The 15,529-nt window shown below is 31.2% G+C and carries 12 protein-coding genes; 9 read left to right on the forward strand and 3 right to left on the reverse strand.

The window, feature by feature from the left end:
• The first annotated feature begins 226 nt into the window (after positions 1-226).
• The 7 genes from RSA29_RS07675 (at position 227) to RSA29_RS07705 (ending at position 9,671) form a co-directional block, all read left to right on the forward strand.
• On the forward strand, positions 227-2,305 hold the full coding sequence (locus RSA29_RS07675) for a hypothetical protein (RefSeq protein ID WP_346943449.1): 2,079 nt from the start codon (positions 227-229) through the stop codon (positions 2,303-2,305).
• 504 nt (positions 2,306-2,809) lie between these two features.
• Positions 2,810-4,447: a sodium-dependent transporter gene (locus tag RSA29_RS07680; RefSeq protein ID WP_346943450.1), complete on the forward strand. Its 1,638-nt coding sequence runs from the start codon at positions 2,810-2,812 to the stop codon at positions 4,445-4,447.
• 121 nt (positions 4,448-4,568) lie between these two features.
• Complete coding sequence (locus RSA29_RS07685; protein WP_346943451.1) at positions 4,569-4,967, forward strand: hypothetical protein; 399 nt, start codon at positions 4,569-4,571, stop codon at positions 4,965-4,967.
• Positions 4,968-5,232: 265 nt separating this feature from the next.
• Complete coding sequence (locus RSA29_RS07690; protein WP_346943452.1) at positions 5,233-5,868, forward strand: HD domain-containing protein; 636 nt, start codon at positions 5,233-5,235, stop codon at positions 5,866-5,868.
• 30 nt (positions 5,869-5,898) lie between these two features.
• Entirely contained in the window at positions 5,899-7,281 is a 1,383-nt protein-coding gene (locus RSA29_RS07695; RefSeq protein ID WP_346943453.1) for an MATE family efflux transporter, read from the forward strand.
• A gap of 217 nt (positions 7,282-7,498) precedes the next feature.
• On the forward strand, positions 7,499-7,744 hold the full coding sequence (locus tag RSA29_RS07700) for a hypothetical protein (protein WP_346943454.1): 246 nt from the start codon (positions 7,499-7,501) through the stop codon (positions 7,742-7,744).
• 397 nt (positions 7,745-8,141) lie between these two features.
• On the forward strand, positions 8,142-9,671 hold the full coding sequence (locus RSA29_RS07705) for an AbgT family transporter (RefSeq protein ID WP_346943455.1): 1,530 nt from the start codon (positions 8,142-8,144) through the stop codon (positions 9,669-9,671).
• A 162-nt stretch (positions 9,672-9,833) separates the two neighbouring features.
• Here RSA29_RS07705 and RSA29_RS07710 read toward each other — a convergent pair whose 3' ends face one another.
• Positions 9,834-10,136: a hypothetical protein gene (locus tag RSA29_RS07710; RefSeq protein ID WP_346943456.1), complete on the reverse strand. Its 303-nt coding sequence runs from the start codon at positions 10,134-10,136 to the stop codon at positions 9,834-9,836.
• Between the two features lie 490 nt (positions 10,137-10,626).
• Between RSA29_RS07710 and RSA29_RS07715 the strand changes: the two genes are divergently transcribed.
• Complete coding sequence (locus RSA29_RS07715; RefSeq protein ID WP_346943457.1) at positions 10,627-11,088, forward strand: rhodanese-like domain-containing protein; 462 nt, start codon at positions 10,627-10,629, stop codon at positions 11,086-11,088.
• A 197-nt stretch (positions 11,089-11,285) separates the two neighbouring features.
• Positions 11,286-12,212, forward strand: coding sequence for an SAM-dependent methyltransferase (locus RSA29_RS07720; protein WP_346943458.1), 927 nt, complete (start codon positions 11,286-11,288; stop codon positions 12,210-12,212).
• A gap of 221 nt (positions 12,213-12,433) precedes the next feature.
• Here RSA29_RS07720 and RSA29_RS07725 read toward each other — a convergent pair whose 3' ends face one another.
• Together RSA29_RS07725 and RSA29_RS07730 are read right to left on the reverse strand one after the other, a co-directional pair.
• On the reverse strand, positions 12,434-13,936 hold the full coding sequence (locus RSA29_RS07725; RefSeq protein WP_346943459.1) for an altronate dehydratase family protein: 1,503 nt from the start codon (positions 13,934-13,936) through the stop codon (positions 12,434-12,436).
• Between the two features lie 81 nt (positions 13,937-14,017).
• Positions 14,018-15,487 carry a tagaturonate reductase gene (locus tag RSA29_RS07730; RefSeq protein WP_346943460.1) on the reverse strand — a complete coding sequence of 490 codons (1,470 nt, stop codon included), beginning with the start codon at positions 15,485-15,487 and terminating at the stop codon, positions 14,018-14,020.
• Positions 15,488-15,529 lie beyond the last annotated feature (42 nt).

Below are 15,529 nucleotides of genomic sequence, written 5' to 3' on the forward strand. Positions count from 1 at the left end.
CTTGAGGTGTATATAGTGGATAATATGATATTAGAGATAAGAGGGTTAACCTTTGCTTAAATTTTATATTATGGAGTAAAATAATTATAAAACAAATAAAATTAAACAACTAAAACAGGTAAGTAAAATTGACTTTAATAAGGTGTTGTTATAAAATAGCTAAGGAAAATTTGACTAATACTAGTTTTAATTTTTTTAGCTATTTTACTTATTAGGAGGACATAAAATGAACAACAAGAAGAAGATAGGTTTTTTAATTGGACTTATAGGAATTATCATTGTAGCCACAGGGGTATTTGTCGTTAACGGTGGTGGAAATAAGGGTGGAATGAATAAACCTTTAACAGAAGCAGTGGCAGGGCAGGCTGAGTTAAAGGAAAACATTATTGTTATATCTGGCAAACATGCTATTAAGACGCATAAGGAGATAGAGGGAGCAATTCAAGGAGATAGTGGCAATGTAGTGATTTATTTCAAAAAAGAAATTGCTAGTTCAATGAAAGAATTGAAAAATGGTGATATATTTTATTTAGAGCCAAGCTATAATATTGAAGATTCTTTATATAGTGGGTTTATCGGAAAGGTTAATAGTGTAGATGCTAGTGCAAGTACTGTAGAAGTTGCTATGCCAGAATTGGAAGAAGTCTTTAATGCTATCGATATTGATACATCTAAAATGGATAAAGACGTTAGGCTAGATTATGTGCAAGTTGGAGATAACATTGAAAGAATGAAAGGGAGAATTGGTGGATTTGATCCTAGTAAAGGAGAATTTGATTTAGGCAATAATGTAAAGCTTAAATATTCTTTTGAATCTAGTGAGAAGTATAAATCATACATAAATGAATTAGCTTTATCCTTTGATAATTATGATATGAAAGTTGGTAAATTAAGTGGCAATGTAACCCTGAGTGACTTATTTATAGATATGAAATTATCATTAAATGATGGAAGTGTAAAAGAGAGAAGTATGAATGTTGTTTCTGATGTAACGGCAAATACTAAATTTGATTTTACAGATATAAAACTTGGTAATGATACTAGAATTCCTATTGCATATATAGCATATCAATTAGGTGGCGTTAAAATTGGTGTTGGAGATGTTAAGCCAATTTTATTAGGTGCTGGAATAACTGTATATATAGATGTTAACGGTACTATAACATTAGATATGGGAATAGATTTTAATCATGAGTCATTTATAGATATAAATACTGGTGATGATAAAGTTGATATTAAAGGTAAAAATTATCCTCACCCATTTTTAAAAGATGAAAAAGATAATGAAGAAGATATAAATCCTTCTAATGTATTAAATGTAGAGGGGACTGGAAAAGGAATTGCAAATCTTGGGTTACCTATTAAGACAAGGGGATACTTGGGAAATATAGATTTGATAGGTTTTGAGGTTGGACCTCATTTAGATGGTAATATGGATTTATCAGCTAAGGCAGCTTTTGATTTTAATGGAGATAAACAAAGTTTAAATCCTTTAGATAATGTGGATATAGATGTTTCGGCGAAGCTAGATTTTCTAATTAGATTTAAGTTATATAGTGATTTAATAGATCAGGACATTTTAAATAAAGAATTTATGAGAAAAAATCTAATTGATTTTGCTTGGCCAGAAAGAGTGAAAAAAGAAGATATATATTCAATGGTTGATGGATATTGGATTGCTAGTGGTGAATTTGATGATTATATTCACAGACTTAATACGAAAGAGAATACTGCTATGGGATTTAACTTTGGTATAGGTGATGCTTATGGAAGTGTAATATCTAACTATGAGTACGAGGAGGCTAATAATATATTAAAAGTATTTTCTAAAGATGATAAGGGCGATACAGTAAATTATGAATATGAAATAGAAGATGAAAATAATGTGAAATTTAAGCAAGGAAATGGTGTTTATGATAGTGGCGATCCTGTAAGGTTAAAGAGAGTATCTTACAAGGAAGCAGTTTATTTATATTATGGATCTGTAGTGTTTTTTGCAGAAGATAACTATATGAATATTAGCACTTCTGACTATAGAAGTATGCTATATAACACCTATGTTCCAGAAATATTAGTTGATAAAAGTAAGCAGAAGGAAAATTATACAAAACAAGAAGCAATGATGCTTGCAGGTGCGATAGGAAGACCAGATGAACTTGTAGCTAGGGAAATTGATGTTATTCCAGGAATCAGAAGCTGGGATGTTGGTAATATGAATGGTGGTACGGGAGCGTTATCATTTGAAGGTAGCGAAACACCAAATTCACTTAAAGAAAAATACAAGAAGGTTAGAGGAATTAGGTAGAAAATTTAAGTTCAAAGGAAATGTGTTATGCATTCAGAAATATTAAATACAATCAAGAAAATTAAAAATTAAAGATATAATGCAAAAAAACGTATCAATAGTTAAATGCTATAGGTACGTTTTTTTAGTGTGAATGATTGTTAATAAAATATTAGATAAATGGTTTAAATGAATGAAGCATGATAAAGATATTTAGAGACTAGTTAGAAAAATATAAATTAATATACAAAATACTCTAAAAATGAATTTTCTGATAAGAATATAGTTAAAAATTAAACTAATCATACTAAATGTGAAAATATTACATAAAAATAAAAGTATGCAATATACATATATTAATAAATAGTTCATAAAGTAATCTTATTATTTAAGGTTTCTTATTAAACTTTAATGAGTTATTAAAATTTAACAATCCATTGCTCCATTAATTTATATTTTCTATTGATATTTAATTATTTAAATATAAATATTTTATTAGGAAAGGGGGTAAGTTTCATATGCATCATGAATAATGGTTGGGTATGGAGCAGTAGAATGGGAAAAGATTTATCAGTAAAAACCAATGAACCTCAAAGGGAAAATTGGGGTTCGAAATTTGGACTTATTTTAGCTATGGCAGGTAATGCTGTTGGGCTTGGGAACTTCTGGAGATTCCCTTATCAGGCAGCATCAAATGGTGGAGGAGCATTCATGATTCCTTACATCGCAGCACTTTTAATAGTGGGTATTCCTCTAATATTGGTAGAGTGGATGCAAGGAAGATATGGTGGTAAGTACGGACATGGAACATTAGGCTATATGATTTATTTGCAAACAAGAGAAAAGCTTAGACCTAAAAAAGCACTTATAATAGGGTCTATAGTAGGTGCCTTTGTTATTGGGGTAACAGTACTTGTTAATTCTTACTACAATCATATTATTGGATGGACTCTAGGCTACAGCTTCTTAACAGCCACGGGAGCTTACATGGATCCTGCAATACAAGGTGGTAAATTCTTTGTAGAGTACATTCAAAATCCAGTGTATGTATTTACATTTTGGATACTATCTCTAGGGTTCTTAGCTTTTGCGGTAACAAGAGGAATACAAAAAGGAATAGAAGCTTGGGCAAAACTTATGATGCCATTACTTTATATATTTGGATTTATATTAATGTTTAAGGTGTTTACACTAGGTGCACCAGTTAATCCGGATTGGTCAGCTATAGGAGGTCTTAATTACTTATGGACTCCAAGATGGGATCAATTAAGCTTTAAGTCTGTATTAGCTGCCTGTGGACAGATTTTCTTTACGCTATCAATTGGTATGGGGATTGTTCAAAACTATGCTTCTTACGTTAAACAGGATGAGGATATAGTAACAACTGCAATTGCATGCGTTTCTTTAAATGAATTTGCCGAAGTAATTCTTGGCGGAACAATAGCGATTCCTATAGCTTATGCGTTTCTGGGAAATGATGGAATAGGAGCTGGAGTAGGACTTTCTTTTATAGCGTTACCTAATATATTTAAGGTAATGAGTGGTGGAAGAATAATAGGTACATTATGGTTCTTATTACTATTTTTTGCTGGATTTACCTCTGCTATAGCAATGTACAACTATCTTGTTTCAATCTTTACAGAAGATGTGAAAATGTCTAGAAAGAAAGCATCTATGCTAGTATTTGGACTGTATATCTTAGTTGGACTTCCGGTAGGATTAGAGCCGATTTTAACTCAAACTGACGCTCTTGCTTATTTCACAGAGATTGATAACTGGGTAGGTACTTATTTACTGGTTGTAGTTGGATTAATTGAAATAATAGTAACGGGTTGGTTTATGAAGGATAATTTCTTAGATGAAGTAAATAGGGGCGCTTATTGGAAGGTACCTAAATGGATATTTAATGTAATGATTAAATTTGTAACTCCAATTATGCTTATAGTAGTTCTTATAGGATCAACTAGAGATTATATAATAGCTGGATACTTTAAGGCGATACCGAGTTTTGTAGAAAAATTACCAACTTTAGTACCATGGGTTAATAGTGCAAGATTAGTTATATTAACTGTATTTATCATTGGATTTATTGGAACCTATAGAAGTATTAAGAATATCTATGGTGAAGAAATTAAGGGTAATAAGATCTTAATTAAGAAGTAGGAGGTAGAATTATGGAAGGCAGTTCACTTACATTTATGCTTATTACTTGGTGTGTGATATTAGGAACAGCAGCAATTTCGATGACTAAGATATTAAGATATAAAAAGGAGGTTAATAAATAATGCAATTAACTAAAGAGGGTGAAGTTAAGATGGCTTATAATGTTGCCATGTGGTTTACAGTAGTAAGTGGGTTATTTATAGCACTATCGCCTCAATATTTTGGGTTTATATTTCCAGTAATATTTTTAATTCCAATTTATATGGGAATTAAAGCTTTAAAAGGAAGAAGGAAAGCAGGACTTTATTTAAGTTTAGGTATAGTACCGCTTTCAGTAAGCTTATCTAGCATATGGCTGCGATATGGGGTTAATATAATAGGTAGTGGAAATTTAGCAAATGCAGTAGATGTTTCGCCAACTATGTTTCTTATATTCGTAAATTTGGCGTTATTCCTTGGAATAAGCTGTATAATTCTTATAGTTAAGTTAATTAAGTATAGAAATGTATTTATACACTAAGTGAAATTAAAAGGAATGAATTAGAGATAATTCATTCCTTTTGGTATGTTGAGCAAGTATATTGTAAACATAGGTTGTAGAACTTATATTTTTACATTTGTAAGTTTAGAGTGATGATATATAACTGGTGAAAATATAATAAAAACATATATAAAGGATAAATTTAAAGGAAAAGAGATTAATATGTGGAAATATTAAAGAGTTTGAATAATTAAAATATTCCAAGCGATTAAAGAAAGGTAGGTAAATAGCTATGTATAATAAAATGTTTAAATTCGTAAGAGATTATCTTATAACACATGAGGCTGAAATAACTAATGGTGAAAGTAGGCAAATATCTTTTAGAAAACGGTCTGAACATATTCAACGTGTGTTTATGTGGGTTGAGAGACTTATTGAAGGTGAAGATTTCATTAATAAGGAAGCGGTGTTAGTATCTGCTGTATTTCACGACGTAGGGTATGCTCTTAATTTTAACAATTTAGATCATGCAGAAAATAGTGCTACTATATGTGAAAAATACTTAAAAGAAAATACTTTTAGTACTGACTTTATAAATTTAGTTACATATTTAGTGCGAAATCATTCTAATAAAGAATTAATGACAGTTGGAGATACGCCACTAGAGTTAATTGTATTGATGGAAGCTGATTTGTTAGATGAAACTGGAGCCTTATCTGTAGTATGGGATTGCATGGTGGAAGGTTCTGAGAGAATACAATCATTTAAAAATACATATAACCACATTATTAATTACTCATATGACACATTAACGGTTAATCCAATGGTTACCGATAAAGGTAAAAAGTTTTGGGAGGACAAGCAGCAGCTTGTAAAAGAATTTGCAAAGCAGTTGTCATTTGATTTAGGATTAGACGAGGAGAGTGCTAGAGTTAGTTAAAAGGTATAGACATTACTAGGGGGTAGGGATATGGAGAAAATTTCGAGACTTTTTTCACCAAAGGATATGACAGAGGGGACACCATGGAAACGAATTGTAGAGTTTTCAATTCCAATGCTTATTGGAAATATTGCACAACAATTTTATAATACGGCTGATTCTATTATTGTAGGTAAATATATAGGAGACAATGCGCTTGCAGCAGTTGGTAGTGCTTCTCCAATATTAAATCTTTTGCTTGTACTCTTTGTTGGAATTTCAACAGGGGCAGGAATTATGGTATCTCAGTATTTTGGAGCAAAGGATAGGGAAAAACTTTCTCATACTATTGGGATTTGTATAACGCTTACAGCTATTGCATCTATAGTGATTATGGTTATAGGTCCTATTGTTACGCGGCCATTACTTATTTTTCTTAATACGCCGAACTCTATAATAGAATGGTGCTCCGAATATCTTGTTATTTACTATGTAGGGATTGCAGGATTTGCTTACTATAATATTTTGGCAGGCGTTCTTAGAGGGCTTGGTGACTCAGTATCGGCACTAGTATTTTTATTAATAGCCACAGTGTTAAATGTAGGACTAGATATTTGGTTTGTGGCAGGCCTTAATATGGGAGTTCCAGGAGTTGCTTTAGCAACTATTATCGCACAAGGAGTATCAGCAGTTCTTTGTATAATTAAGTTAACAAAAATGAAAAATGTTTTTGATTTTAACCTTCAAATGTTAAAGCCAACAAAGGAGTATTCTATTAGACTTATAAAACTTGGATTACCATCAGGGTTTACACAAGCAATATTTTCAGTTGCAATGATTGTTGTACAATCGCTGACTAATAGTTTTGGTGAGATGGTAATTGCTTGTAACGTGATTGTTATGCGTGTAGATGGGTTTGCTATGATGCCTAATTTTACTTTTGGTATGGCAATGACAACTTATACTGGGCAGAACATTGGAGCTAAAAAGATGGATAGAGTTGAAAAGGGAACTAAAGATGGAACTACAATTGCAGTGGTGGTTTCCACAGTAATAACAATTTTGCTTTTGATTTTTGGTAAATATCTTATGGGGATTTTTACTGATACTTCAGAATTAGTTGACTTGAGTATGAGTATGATGCGTATTCTTGCAATAGGATATATTGCAATGGCAGTGACACAGAGTTTATCGGGAGTTATGAGGGGTGCAGGAGATACAATGACACCTATGTGGATTTCGTTAATAACAACTGTGGTTTTACGTGTGCCTTTTGCCTATGGAATTGCTTACTTAACAAGAAGTGCCGCCTATCCTACAGGAAGACCAGAATCTACATTTATTTCATTACTTGTTTCTTGGACACTTGGGGCAATTATTACTGTGATTTTCTTTAAAAAGGGCAAGTGGAGAAATAAAGGATTTACAGATTAATTTGAAAGGGATTTGGGATTCTTTTATAAAATTTAGCAATCAACTTGGAGATAGTTTATTGTATAAAAAATGACTTTTCCACTAAGTTCAAGTAATAAGAAATAATAACCCTTGAAATAAGAAAATATAAATTTTGAGTTATTGTAATTATTTGTATAGTATAGAGAATATTATTATACATAATAAGAAATGAAATTAATTCAAGGGGGCGATATTTATGAACAAATTTTTCTATTGTGTAAATTGCAAGGCTATAATTAAAAGTGGTGACACATGTCCATGTTGCAATGAAGGGTACATTAAGGAATTAGAAAAAGGAACATCAGTAAGTGTTATAGGTCAAAAAATAAAAGGGAAAATTTTTAGAACTAATGAAGATAGTGCAGAGGTAATAATAATTGCACCTAATAAGGAACGTATAATAAAAGAATATTCAATAAAAGAACTAAGAAAAGTATTGTAGGCAAGAAGATTAAAAAATAAAGAGGCTATATGAAGGGGGATTCATATAGCCTCTTTTAACATCCAAGCTAGAATTAATCTAAAGTTGGAACTGTTTGAGTGATAAATCAATAATCAATGTAACTAAAATATAAATTAAATATGTTACATATTAGTACTTATCGTTACATATTTAGTATTCTTTATATTGATTAGAAAATGTTTGTATTATTTTAAAATAATGAATTATTTTTAATTTTATGATATATTATTTAATAAATTATATTTAATAAATTCATATTATTGAATTTTTGTTAATAAAGTTGTTGAAATTTTGTTCATATAATTGTAAAATAGACATTACATATTAAATTTGTCGAAAAAAGCAGAAAAATTAGAAATGTGCAGGAGGAAGAGGGATGAAAAACGAAAGAAGAAAAGGTTTCTTAGGCAGTGTTGAGAAAATTGGTAATGCATTACCACATCCAGCTATAATATTTGTTATTTTAGCTGCAATAATAGCAGTTTTATCGCATGTATTAGCATCAATGGATGTATCAGTAACATATACTGGCCTTGATGGAGCAACAAATGAAATAAAAGAAATAACCGCAAATGTAGTAAGCTTGCTAAATCCAGAAGGGATTAGATATATGTTTACTTCTACAGTAAAAAACTTTACAAGCTTTGCACCATTAGGAACAGTTCTAGTTGCATTACTAGGTGTTGGGGTTGCAGAAGGGACAGGCCTTATAGGTGCATGTTTAACTAAACTAGTTACTAGCACCCCAAAAAGATTAATAACATTAGTTGTAGTATTTGCTGGTGTAATGTCTAGTATAGCATCAGATGCGGGTTATGTAGTGTTAATACCATTGGGAGCAGTAATATTTATGAGCTTTGGTAGGCACCCACTCGCCGGTATAGCTGCAGCATTTGCAGGTGTGTCAGGTGGTTATAGTGCTAACTTTATGGTAGGACCTACTGATGCATTACTTTCAGGGATCACAACAGAGGCAGCAAAATTATCAAGTAATCCAATAGTTGTTGGAATTACGGACAACTGGTACTTTATTGCAGCATCTGTAATAATAATAACAATATTAGGTACTATCGTTACTGAACGCATAGTAGAACCTAGATTAGGGAAGTACAAAGGAAAACAATCAGAAAAGTTATTAGAAGTTTCTGCTGATGAAAAAAGAGGTTTGAAATTTGCCGGAATTGCTTTATTAGTATCTATAGTTTTAATAGGACTTTTAGTAGTGCCAACTAATGGAATATTAAGAAATCCGGAGAATGGAAATATACTTAAGTCACCATTTATGGATTCTATAGTAGTTATAATAGCTTTACTATTCCTAGTACCAGGAGTGGCTTATGGTTATGGCTGCGGTAGTGTTAAAAATAGTAGTAAGGTTGTAGATTTGATGGGAAAGAGCATGGCAACTATGGGAGGATATATAGTATTAGTATTCTTCGCAGCTCAATTTGTCCAATATTTTACTTATACAAAATTAGGTACTGTAATTGCAGTAAAGGGTGCAGATTTTTTAAAGAATGTAGGATTAACTGGGATTCCCCTAATAATAGGATTTATATTAGTAGCAGCGTTTATTAATATATTTATGGGATCAGCTTCAGCTAAATGGGGTATAATGGCTCCAATATTTGTTCCTATGTTAATAGAATTAGGATATTCGCCGGCATTTACACAAATGGCTTATAGAATTGGAGATTCAACAACAAATATAATATCTCCCTTAATGAGTTATTTTGCGCTAGTAGTTGCATTTTCTCAAAAGTATGATGAGGAATCAGGGGCAGGTACAATAATTTCAACTATGTTACCATATTCAATAGCATTCTTTATAGGGTGGACAGCCCTACTAATAATATGGTATGTTCTAAAATTACCATTAGGACCGGGAGTAATGATAGGGTTGTAACCTATAGTGATATTAAACATTAAAATAGTTTATAGTTTTTAAATTATGATTGACAAGGACTTATATTATTATGTTAAAAGGGTATTGAATCTTTTAGAAGGATTCAATACCTTTTGAACTTTTATGTTGTAAGAATTATTGATTTAAATTATAGTCAAATTATTATTTGCCAACAAATATGGCAGAGCCGTTGTCGCCGGTATAAGCTTCTCCATTTGGGGCAGTTATATAACAGATAATTAAATTGTACTTTGAGCTACTACCAATAGGTTGATTAAAAGTAATAATAAAGCTTGTATTTGTAGAATCTTTAGGTGCTATAGTAACATTATTAGAAGTAAGTGAATTTTTGCTGCTTACTTTATCGTCCTTACCAAGGGTTGCAATACCTACTGGTTTAGTATCAGTTACACTTTGAATCCAATAGTTAGTTGGCGTAATACCTTTTGTTAAATCTACTTCCATATCGTAAGTAATTAATAGTTGATTTGTACTAATCTGTTTTGTGCTTTTTAATTTAGGAATGGGTTGATCAATATTAATCTCTTCGAATTGAATGGTATTTGTTTCTAAATTACTAGTAGGTAACGCATATGTATTACTGGTAGAAACAATTTGAAGAACTATAGCGATTATTAATATGATTAAATACTTAATTTTTTTTTGCATGCTTATGCTCCTTTTCTATCTATAATTTACCGAAATTATTGTTACCTAAAATTATGATAAATATACTTATAAGGATTTTAAACATGAATTTCTAAAAAATACGTTATATATTTTGAGGGTATCTTATGTTATAGCTAAATAGAAGAATTCATAAATTTCAATGTGAATGTCATGTAGAGAGCTAATTGTCATGAATATTAGAATAAAGTGATTTAGTCATATAAGAGTGGTGGCAAATAGTATAGTATAAATATAAGATATATAAAATGTAAAAGGGTGGATGAGGATGAAAAAAGGTATTAAGACTTATATAACATATATAATGATAGGGGTTATTTCTTTAGCGTTGATTGGTTGTGGTAGTAAGGAAGGGACCAAAGTAAGTCAGGTTGAAACAAGTGAAGTGGAAGAAAGCTCAGCTAATAAAGATGCTAAGCCTGTATTAACAAAGATTTCTTCTTCTGAGGCAGATAAAATTATAGAAAATGAAAGTGATATTATAATTTTAGATGTTAGAACCCAGGAGGAATATGATGGTGGTCATATTAAGGATAGTATTTTAATACCAGTAGATGACTTAGAAAAGCTTGCTAAAACTAAGCTGGAAGATAAGAATAAAAAGATATTGATATATTGTAGAAGTGGAAATAGAAGTAACACAGCAGCAAAGATTTTATCTGAATTAGGGTATACTCAGGTCTATGATTTTGGTGGAATAAATAGTTGGACAGGTGAAATAGTTAAATAAGTTTGTGTTAAATTAGTATATATAAGGAGATTAGTATATATAAGTAAACAAGTGTATAGAATTAATTAAGGTTAAATTGTGTTGTGGGATGAGATGAATTCAAAACCATATAAGTACTATAAGCATTTAAATGTGAAAATCTTTATCATATAGGTTATAATGAAACAAATAAAGCGAAGGCAAAAGGAATCGAGTCTATGATTAAAAAGTATTTTTATAATCTTAATTATCCCAAATATGAAAAAGATATATGCGACATGGAAATGAAATATTTATTTGAAGAGAAAGCAGTAGATAAATATATATTTTCAGATAGAGATATAAAGACGTCAAGAAGTCCATTTATTAAAGAAAAAATATCAGTAAAGTATGTAGAGGAAACTCTTGAGGCTATAGTTAGAAGAATAGTTGAGGATGAAATATCTTATGAACAATTTAAGGTGTGTTATATAAAGCTTGAAGGTGGAGACGTAGAATATAAAGACAGATTGCAAAGTATAAGAGAGATTGGATTAATAATTAATGGTGAATCCGAAATGTATGATCCCAAGGTGTTACTAGGAGTAACAAAGGTAGAGGGTAAGTGGATATTTGGAGAATATGAAAAGAATGACTATCAGTGGCATGTTCATGATAGAAAGCCACATTCATATTCAAACTCATTGGGATTAAGATTGTCTAGAGCTCTTGTTAATATAGCAGTAGGAGATGATTTACACCTTAAATTAGTAGACCCTTGTTGTGGGGTTGGTACAGTTGTTATTGATGCGATGTCCATGGGGATAGATGCCAAGGGCTTTGAGATAAATAAGCCTATCGCTAAAAATGCTAAGGACAACTTAAACTTTTTTGGTTATGACAATGTAATAACTACTGGGGATATGAGGGAAATAGATGAAAAATTTGATGTAGCTATTATAGATTTACCTTATGGAGTGTTTACACCAACTACGGTTAAGGAACAAACAGATATTATTACAACTGCACGAAAGATTGCAGATAAATTAGTTTTGGTTACCTTTGAAGATATGGATAATATCATTAAAGAGGCGGGATTTGAGATAGTTGATAAGTGTTTTGTTTGTAAAGGTAAATTTAAGAGACATATAAATATATGTTATTAAACAATTTTAGATAGTGGAATGAAAATTTTGAAAAAAGTTTATGAAAGTTTATGAAAAAAGAGACTGTCTCAAAATTGGATATGTTCTAAATTAGTGTTGGAAGTGGGCTTATATTATTGCTATTGATAATATTTAGACCATTTTTAACATTTAGGTAAAACATAAGACAATGATTTTGAGACAGTCTTTTTAACATTTAAGAATTTGATTTTAAAAATAAATTATAGAATTACACCATCTCTAAAGATAGAGATTTCTTTGTAACCAAATTCTTCATTACGAGTTTGTAATTTTCCAGAGGCAAGGTCTAATAGATATTGGAAAAAATCATCAGTTACTTCGTCAAAGGTTTTTCCATCTAGTAGTTGACCTGCGTTATAATCAATCCAATGCTTTTTTCTATTATAAAGATTAGTATTAGAAGATATTTTAACAGTAGGTACTGGGGAACCAAATGGGTTTCCACGACCTGTTGTGAATAGTACCATTTGAGCTCCACTAGCAACTAGATTTGTGCAAGAAACTTGATCATTTCCAGGTCCTATTAATAGGTTAAGTCCATTCTTTTCTACAGGGTCACCGTAGTTTAATACTCCAACAACTGGAGCCTCGCCACCCTTTTGTGTGCAGCCAAGAGATTTTTCTTCAAGGGAAGATATTCCCCCTTTTTTATTTCCTGGTGATGGATTTTCGTATATTGTTTGATTATATTTTGTGAAATATCCTTTGAAATTATTAATTAAATCTACAGTTTCATTAAAAACTTCTTCAGTGACTGCTCTTTCCATAAGTAAGGTCTCAGCTCCAAACATTTCAGGAACTTCGGTTAAGATAGTGCTTCCACCATGGGTAACTACGGTATCATTAATACGTCCACAAAGTGCATTGGCAGTTATTCCAGAGAAAGCATCAGAGCCACCACATTTAAAACCAAGAACAAGTTTATCGGCAGAAACCTTTTCACGTTTCATAGAGGATGCATAGTCAACTAATTCATCTATGATTTCCATTGCTGCAGCGTATTCATCTTCTACGTCTTGAGTTACTAAAAACTTCACACGATTAGGATCTATATCGCCAAGAATTGGCTTGAAGTTATCTAAGTTATTATTTTCGCAGCCAAGACTAAGGACAAGTACAGCACCAGCGTTTGGATTATTAATTAATCCTTTTAAAATATGTTGAGTTGTTGCATGGTCTTCCGTTAATTGACTACAACCCATATTATGAGTATAGGCAAATACACCATCAATTTTGTCCCCATATTTTTTGTTTGCTGTTTTTTCTAAGAGTTTTGCTGTGGTATTTACGCATCCTACAGTTGGAATTATCCATACTTCATTACGAATACCTACTTTTCCATCAGCTCTTACATATCCATGAAAAAATGCTTTCTTCTTTGTAGCGAATTTAGCTAGAACATCATCATTTCTCTTATATTCGTACTCCAGAACTCCATTTAGGTTGGTTTTTAGATTGTGAGTATGGATATGTTCACCTTTTTTTATGAAAGATTTTCCGTGACCAATTGGCTTACCATATTTTATTATGTTTTCATTTTCTTTAATGTCACATAGCGCAACTTTATGACCGAATGGAATGTCATCTAATAAGGTGATTTCCGTTTGATTTACAGTACAGATGCTTCCTGAAGATAAATCTTTTAGAGATACAGCAACATTATCACTTTCAGATATTGTAATTAAATTTTTATTGTTTTCCATAATCTTCTCCTTAGTCATCTTTAAAAAATAAATAAGTCAGTGTTTTTCACATCTTTGGCTTATTATTTATTTTCAGATACCTTATATTAAAGTTTTAATTAAATCTTTTATATTAGAAGTTTCCATAGATACTAAATGTTTAGAAATAACTTCTTCTAGTCCAGAAACTGTAGTTAAATCTTTGCCACTCCATAGTGAGGTGTTAGAAAGAACTGCATTCGCAACTTTCGATAAATCTTTTTCGGTCCAAGTTTTAGCAAAGAACTCAAGAACTTCAGCATCGTCTTTGATTTGGTACTCAGTACCGTCAGCACGAGTTCCTATATAAGAATTATCCTTCATCTCACCCTTATAGAATTTAATAAAGGCAGCTAAGGAGAAGGCTAAGTACTTAGGAATATCTCCAGTTGTTTCAATGTATCCAAGTAGTGATGGCATACATCTTGCATTGAATTTAGAGCAAGAATTTAATGAAATATCAAGTAGTTTATGTTTTATATAAGGATTTGCAAAACGGTCTGATACTGCAGATGCGAAACTTTCTAATTCTTCCTTTGGCAGGTCTAAAGTAGGGATTATTTCCTCATATATAATTTTATCTAAAAGAGTTTTAAATATTTCATCATCCATAAATTCTAAAACAATATTATGTCCAGCAAGGTAGGCTGCTAAAACAGTAGATGTATGAGCACCGTTTAGTATACGAACTTTTCTCTTTTTATATGGGTTTACATCCTCTGTCCAAATAACGTTTGCATCAGTTTTATGTATTGGCAGAATTTCTGACCACTGTTTTTTACCTTCAATTACCCATAGATTAAATAATTCACTTGTAACAATTATATTATCTTTATAACCTAATTTTTCTTCAAAATAATCAAGTTGATCCTTAGGGTATCCAGTAACAATTCTATCTACTAAAGTGTTTGTAAATTCGTTAGCAATTTCAATCCAGTTTATAAAGTCTAAGCCTAATTCCCACTCGCTTGCATATTGTAGAACTATTCTTTTTAATTCTGAACCATTGTTATCGATTAATTCTACTGGAAGGAATAATAGACCACGATTAACGTCACCATTGAATGCTTTGAATCTTTCAAATAACAATGCAGTTATCTTTGCAGGGAATGATGATGGTGGAGCATCTGTTATCTTACATTCACTTTTGTATGAAATACCAGCTTCTGTAGTATTAGAAATAACAACCTCTAAATCAGAACTTCTTGCAATTTCCATTAAGGCTTCATAATCTTCATATGGGTTTATACATCTAGATACTGAAGTGATTTGTTCAATTTTCTCTACAGCAGTTCCATTTTCAATTCCCCTCATAGCTAGGGTATAAATTCCATCTTGATCATTAATTATATTTGCAAGTCCTTGTGCTATTGGTTGACACAGAACTATACTTCCTTCATATATACCATCCTTATTTGCTTTATTAATCATCCAATCTGTAAAAGCTCTTAAGAAGTTTCCTTCACCAAATTGAAGAATTTTCTCGGGATAGTTACCGTATACTTTTTTTATGGTTTCGTTTACTTTCTTCATTTTTGCACCTCCAAAATATGTTTTAATTAATAATGTTAGATA

The sequence above is a fragment of the Clostridium sp. genome, assembly GCF_036660475.1.
Lineage (GTDB): Bacteria > Bacillota > Clostridia > Clostridiales > Clostridiaceae > Clostridium_J.

Excerpts from the sequence above, each read along its gene's own strand:
- RSA29_RS07675 (WP_346943449.1), top strand. The coding sequence starts at position 227 with ATGAACAACAAGAAGAAGATAGGTTTTTTAATTGGACTTATAGGAATT.
- RSA29_RS07680 (WP_346943450.1), top strand. The coding sequence starts at position 2,810 with ATGAATAATGGTTGGGTATGGAGCAGTAGAATGGGAAAAGATTTATCA.
- RSA29_RS07685 (WP_346943451.1), top strand. The coding sequence starts at position 4,569 with ATGCAATTAACTAAAGAGGGTGAAGTTAAGATGGCTTATAATGTTGCC.
- RSA29_RS07690 (WP_346943452.1), top strand. The coding sequence starts at position 5,233 with ATGTTTAAATTCGTAAGAGATTATCTTATAACACATGAGGCTGAAATA.
- RSA29_RS07695 (WP_346943453.1), top strand. The coding sequence starts at position 5,899 with ATGGAGAAAATTTCGAGACTTTTTTCACCAAAGGATATGACAGAGGGG.
- RSA29_RS07700 (WP_346943454.1), top strand. The coding sequence starts at position 7,499 with ATGAACAAATTTTTCTATTGTGTAAATTGCAAGGCTATAATTAAAAGT.
- RSA29_RS07705 (WP_346943455.1), top strand. The coding sequence starts at position 8,142 with ATGAAAAACGAAAGAAGAAAAGGTTTCTTAGGCAGTGTTGAGAAAATT.
- RSA29_RS07710 (WP_346943456.1), bottom strand. The coding sequence starts at position 10,136 with ATGGAAGTAGATTTAACAAAAGGTATTACGCCAACTAACTATTGGATT.
- RSA29_RS07715 (WP_346943457.1), top strand. The coding sequence starts at position 10,627 with ATGAAAAAAGGTATTAAGACTTATATAACATATATAATGATAGGGGTT.
- RSA29_RS07720 (WP_346943458.1), top strand. The coding sequence starts at position 11,286 with ATGATTAAAAAGTATTTTTATAATCTTAATTATCCCAAATATGAAAAA.
- RSA29_RS07725 (WP_346943459.1), bottom strand. The coding sequence starts at position 13,936 with ATGGAAAACAATAAAAATTTAATTACAATATCTGAAAGTGATAATGTT.
- RSA29_RS07730 (WP_346943460.1), bottom strand. The coding sequence starts at position 15,487 with ATGAAGAAAGTAAACGAAACCATAAAAAAAGTATACGGTAACTATCCC.